Here is a 5,973-nt window from a genome sequence, read left to right on the forward strand (position 1 = left end):
GATGATGAGAAGTACACCATGCGTGTCGGTGAGACACTCGATCTCGGTGAGGGCTTTGCTCTGACTCCAAAGCAGATCGATGTTGAGGGTGACAAGGTATGGCTCGAGCTCACAAAGGACGGCAAGTTCCTTGATGATGATGTTTACGACGCAACTCCTGGTGAAGACACAAACCCAGATAACAAATCATGGGACTACGAGGCAGAGGTTGCTGGCGAGGACGATATTGTTGTTCTGAGAGTACACGTTAACGAAGTATTCCAGGGACAGGTCGACAGCCTTGCAATCATTGAAGGTATCTGGCTCATGTCAGATGAAGCAATGGAAATCGAAGACGACGAAGAGTTCGGTAAGATGGAAGTTACCTCTGGTGACGCTGACCTTACACTCATTAGCACCGAAGACATCACTCTGGATGTAGGCGATGAGATCGAGGTTACAGATACTATTAGCATCATGGTCGCAGATGACGACAATGATTACCTCCGTTTCTACTTCTTCGAGGAAGTCTCTGAACCTGGTACCTATGAGGTAAGGGGCAGTGTTGCAGAGCCAAATGCTGCAGTGGAACCATTTGAATGGACTCCAGAGAACTTTGCAGGTTTAGTCTATGACCTCGATGACAACAACCAGTATGAGACTTTGACAATCACAGTTGAAGCTGACAACACCACAATCAAGGAAGAGACCGGTGTTCTCTATGAGACAAACATCTCAAGTGTAGCATATGAATATGATGGCTGGGCAGGCGAAACATTCGATAAGATCGGCTTCTTCGCAAATGAGTATGTTCCTGTAGATGGAGATGCACAGCTTCTTTCAACATTGATCCTTGATGATGATGAGAAGTACACCATGCGTGTCGGTGAGACACTCGATCTCGGTGAGGGCTTTGCTCTGACTCCAAAGCAGATCGATGTTGAGGGTGACAAGGTATGGCTCGAGCTCACAAAGGACGGCAAGTTCCTTGATGATGATGTTTACGACGCAACTCCTGGTGAAGACACAAACCCAGATAACAAATCATGGGACTACGAGGCAGAGGTTGCTGGCGAGGACGATATTGTTGTTCTGAGAGTACACGTTAACGAAGTATTCCAGGGACAGGTCGACAGCCTTGCAATCATTGAAGGTATCTGGCTCATGTCAGATGAAGCAATGGAGATCGAGGATGACGAAGAGTTCGGGGAAATGGAAGTAACCACTGGTGCTGCTGACCTTACACTCTACAACACCGACGAGATTAGTCTTGATGCAGATGATGTGATTGGCCTTTCAAATGGCATGAAGATTCAGACCAATGACTACTCAAGTGTTGGCGGTAATGACATAGACGTAAGATTCTACCCATTCGTTGAGATGACAATCGAAGACGAAGATGGCGTAACTCCTGAAGACGTAACTCCTGAAGACGTAACTCCTGAAGACGTAACTCCTGAAGACGTAACTCCTGAAGACGTAACTCCAGAAAACGTAACTCCAGAAAACGTAACTCCTGAAGACGTAACTCCAGTTGAAGAAGATGGTGACGAAGACGAAGATGTTCCAGGCTTTGAAGCAGTCTTTGCAATTGCAGGTCTCCTTGCAGTAGCATTCTTCGTAAGAAGGAACTAATTTTCTAAAATCTAAGAAGGGTGAAAATCCTTCTTATCTTTTCTTTTTTTTGACACGTTTGTCGATAATTTAAAATACCAATAGTCTTATTGTTATCTCATTGTTAGATAGTGAGGTCTTTAAGATGAATATGAAACTATTATTGATACCGTTTATCGCATTGCTTCTTGTGGCAGTGTCTGGTTGCACGGATCCGGCAGAACCAACCGGTCCTACAGTTGAAACTCCTGACCTGAGCGTCGATGGGGTTGTTTTGGAAACAGTTCCTGAAGGATTTGAGTATCTTGGCGTACATGATCTTGAGATCGATACTGTAAAAACAAGTTACGCTGATGTAGAGGGTATTGTGAATGCATCTGAAGGTATCTACAACCTTGATTCAGTAGATTATTTTATTATTGCAATTGAGATGGAGTCCAGTGCAGCTGCAGAAGAACTTATTACTCAGTATAAGGCAGGTTTTACTCCTCTTGCTATGGGTGAGAGATTCACAGCTGCATCCTTTAACGAACATGATGCTACACTTGTAATGAAGTACATAACAGCAGGCGGGGAACAGGTGCCAAGGTATCACTATGTCTGGAGCAACGAGAATTTCGTATTCCTTGTAAAAGGCAATACTGACGACAGTGCAGTTGTATTGGATCTTGCAAAAGCAACCGGATTCTGATCCGGTTACTTTTTTAATATCTAAAAAATAAGCCCTTCAATCGATATGCTTTAATATTACTATGTCCATGTAGGAGCTGCAATGCCCGGGTAGCCTAGTTGGTTGGGGCGCCAGACTCATAGGGAATTTTTAACCGTGCGTCCAAATCTCCTGAGAAATCTGGAGGTCGCGTGTTCGAGTCACGCTCCGGGCACTTTGCCTTTCTTATTTTTTTAAGATATGTGCCCATATCTTCACCTTGATGATAAAGCATATATTATCCTTGCACGTTAAGTAGTTCCATGAATTTTCAAATTCTGGATGCAGACTATTTTCGCGAGGATAACCAACCTATAATCCGAATCTTTGGGAGATCGGAGGATGGGGAAAGTGTTTGCTGTCTGGTTCCGGGATTTGAGCCTTATTTTTATTTGAGTGCTTCAGGAGACCTGCAAAAGCTCGGTGAAGAGATCATGGAACGTTTCGAGGGTGTAAAGACCTTTGAGATCGTTGAAAGGTTCGAGCCAATAGGTTATCAGGAAACCAAAAAGCATATGCTCAAGATCACTACCTATGATCCTGGCAATGTGCCTGAGATCAGGGATGATGTGGCATCTATGCTTGGTGTCAATGCTATATATGAAACAGACATCCTTTTCAGGAACCGATTTCTGATTGATAAGGGCTTCAAGGGGATGGGCTGGGTATCAACCGAAATGGAAGAACCGGTTCCGAATGGGAAGATACTATGTGAGCGCACCATAAGGACCTCTCACATATCCGAGGTCCAGAAAATTGCCAATTCATCGTTGAAATATATGGCATTCGACATTGAATGCCTTCCTCACGATGGCGGGATGCCAACACCGGATGTTTCTCCTGTCATCATGGTAAGTTTTGCCTTTGAACCTGCTTACAAAGGCCACAAGACCCTTGTTCTTGTTATGAAAGAAGTGGAAGGTGTCGATGAAGATGTCGAGATGTTACCGGAGGAATCCGACCTTTTGGACCGTTTCTTTGAGATTATCAGGGACTATGACCCTGACGTAATTACAGGTTATAACATAAACGGTTTTGACGTGCCCTATATCACAGACAGGGTAAAGCTCCTGAACGAATCAGGTTCTAACATCAATTCTGCTGTTGGAAGGGACTCAAGGGTACTTAATTATAGGAAAGTCATAAATCGTACGATTGTTTCCATTACCGGAAGGGTAGTAGTTGATTCTCTTCCTCTTATCAGGCAACAGTTCAGCTTGAAAAGATACACGTTACGCAATGTCTCCAAAGAGTTGCTTAATATGGAAAAACTTGATGTCGATGCGGCTGACATGGAAGAGCACTGGAATGATTCCGGTGAAAAGATACGCAAATTCATTGACTATTCAAGGCGCGACTCAGAACTTGCTCTTGATCTGCTCCTGAACCTTAAACTTCTGGATAAGTATATCGCTCTTTCAAGGGTCAGCGGAGTACTTCTTCAGGACACTGTAAGTGGCGGGCAGACCAACATGGTCGAACATATACTGTTGACCGAATTCGGTAAACAGGGGCGTGTGATGTCCACAAAACCCGATGAAGAAACATCTGCTTTCAGGCGAAAGCAGAACGAAGAGCTTAAAGGGGGTGCAGTTCTCGAACCGGAGAAGGGATTGCATAAGAACGTGATAGTACTTGATTATAAATCCCTTTATCCAACCATCATGATGGCTCACAACCTCTGTTATACCACTGTGGTCCCCCCTGGGAAATATCCTAAAGATAAAGTGATAAGGTCACCCTCAAAAGGCGAATTTGTAAAACCCGAGATGTTCAAAGGCATCGTTCCTTCTGTTCTGGAAGCTTTGCTTGACAAGAGGGTCGAGACAAAGAAGCTTATGAAGCAGGCGAGTGACGAAGGTGAATCTCAGGTCCTTGATGCGACACAACTTGCTTTGAAGATCCTTCTTAACAGTTTTTATGGTTATTCGGGATATGCACGTGCCAGGCTCTACAGTTTGCAGATGGCAAATTCTGTGACCAGTATTGGAAGGGGGAACATTGCCAGGACTGAGGATATTGTATGTAATCGCATAGGAAAGGTCATTATCAGGGACAATGAAGCTTATCTTTTGGATGAGATCGATGAGCTCAGGGATAATGATAAGATCGTAAAGCTCTCGGTCGCTTATGGCGATACTGACAGTGTGTTCGTGCATTGTAAGAACGAGCAGGACCTGGAGTTCGAGGAGGGTGTTTTCTCACTTGACGATTCAGCACTTGTTGGGAAAAAAGTTGCAAGTATAGTAACTGCATCTTTGCCTGATCCCATGGAACTGGAATTTGAAGCTGCCGCAAAACGTATTTTGCTAATTGCCAAGAAAAGATATGCGCAATGGATCTTTGAGCCTACGAACGGTGGGTGGACTGACTCGATCAAGGTAAAAGGGCTGGAGACTGTACGGCGAGATTGGTGTGAACTGACCTCCAAGATGCTTAACAGGGTGCTGGAACTCGTACTTAAGGAAGGAGATATAGAAGGCTCTGTGGAGCATGTGAGGGACCTTGTGGACAGGGTAAGGAATCTTGATGTAAAGAAAGATGCCAATCTGTTTGAAGACCTGGTGCTTACAAAGAACTTTTCAAAAAGCCCTTCAAGTTATAAGAACAAACAGCCACATCTGACAGTGGTCGAGAATATACAGAGGCGTACCGGTGTTCGACCTTCCATTGGTGAACGAATTCCCTTTGTGATAATTGCCGGAAAAGGTCTGTTCGTAGACCGTGCAGAAGACCCTGACTATGTCCGTGAGAACAATGTTCCGCTGGATGTGGATTACTACATACAGAAACAGATGTTGCCTCCTGTGGAGCGTATCCTTAGTGTTTTCGGCGTTGATATGGCTACCCTAAACCATGATTCAAAGCAAAAAGGTCTCTTTGACTTTGACAGTTCTGTGGAAGATAATACTCCTGCTTTGAAAAAGGTCATAAGGACAAAAGAAGTCTCAACGAATGAAGATCAAAAAACGCAAAGCTCACTTTTTGACTTCTATAGTTAAAACCCCAAATTATTAGACTAATTCGTTATATAGACTGTTCCATGGTTAGACCTGAGGGGATCTTTATTGAACGGCATATGACCGTTGAAGAGTTAGACAAGCAGATAAAATAAGAGAAGAATGCAACACTCCTGAAAAGACTATATTTCATCAAATATCGTTATGGGGAATTGAGTGTTGAAGAATCAATACAAAGAATAGGGAGTTCAAAACAAACAGGATATACATGGCAGGAGCGATGGAATCAAGATGGGTACGATGGACTAAAACCAAGATATTCAGGAGGAAGACGATCAAAACTTGCAGATAAACAGAAGGAACAATTAAAAATCATGCGTAACTATTCAGCCATCCTCACGTATTTGATATAAACTTAGAATACTCAACACAATTCCATCAGTGCTTGATATTGATTTTACCAAAAAACAATATACTATGCCTCTATTTTAGTCACTCCCTGAAATTCAACCTGGTTTTACCAGGCACGAGGTGATTGATTACGAAACGCAAAGAAATCCTAGCAGTTTATGAACAAGGTCCAGAAGCAGTTGTTACTCTTGTCACCACGTTATACGACATAATTGCTGAACAACAAAAGATCATCGAGTTACAGGCTGCTAGAATAACAGAACTCGAAGAACGAGTTGAAAAATTAGAAAGCCAACTCAA

The 5,973-nt window shown here is 43.4% G+C and carries 4 protein-coding genes, 1 tRNA gene and 1 pseudogene; all 6 read left to right on the forward strand.

The window, feature by feature from the left end; translation table 11 throughout:
• On the forward strand, positions 1-1,614 hold a 1,614-nt coding region (locus KDK67_RS13355; RefSeq protein ID WP_250869337.1), incomplete at its 5' end, for an S-layer protein domain-containing protein.
• 130 nt (positions 1,615-1,744) lie between these two features.
• Positions 1,745-2,284 (forward strand): hypothetical protein, encoded by a 540-nt coding sequence (locus tag KDK67_RS13360; RefSeq protein WP_250869339.1) that lies wholly within the window; start codon positions 1,745-1,747, stop codon positions 2,282-2,284.
• Between the two features lie 83 nt (positions 2,285-2,367).
• Positions 2,368-2,477: transfer RNA gene (locus tag KDK67_RS13365), tRNA-Met, on the forward strand.
• A gap of 88 nt (positions 2,478-2,565) precedes the next feature.
• Positions 2,566-5,304 (forward strand): DNA-directed DNA polymerase, encoded by a 2,739-nt coding sequence (locus KDK67_RS13370; RefSeq protein ID WP_250869340.1) that lies wholly within the window; start codon positions 2,566-2,568, stop codon positions 5,302-5,304.
• Between the two features lie 170 nt (positions 5,305-5,474).
• Positions 5,475-5,675, forward strand: a complete 201-nt coding sequence (locus KDK67_RS14630; RefSeq protein WP_420846952.1) for a helix-turn-helix domain-containing protein — start codon at positions 5,475-5,477, stop codon at positions 5,673-5,675.
• Between the two features lie 122 nt (positions 5,676-5,797).
• Positions 5,798-5,973, forward strand: a pseudogene (locus KDK67_RS13375) (IS66 family transposase); the annotation flags it as partial.

It is taken from the genome of Methanococcoides seepicolus (genome assembly GCF_023684405.1).
In the GTDB taxonomy this organism is placed as follows: Archaea; Halobacteriota; Methanosarcinia; order Methanosarcinales; family Methanosarcinaceae; genus Methanococcoides; species Methanococcoides seepicolus.

Coding starts and splice junctions, on each gene's coding strand:
- KDK67_RS13360 (WP_250869339.1), top strand. CDS start 1,745: ATGAAACTATTATTGATACCGTTTATCGCATTGCTTCTTGTGGCAGTG.
- KDK67_RS13370 (WP_250869340.1), top strand. CDS start 2,566: ATGAATTTTCAAATTCTGGATGCAGACTATTTTCGCGAGGATAACCAA.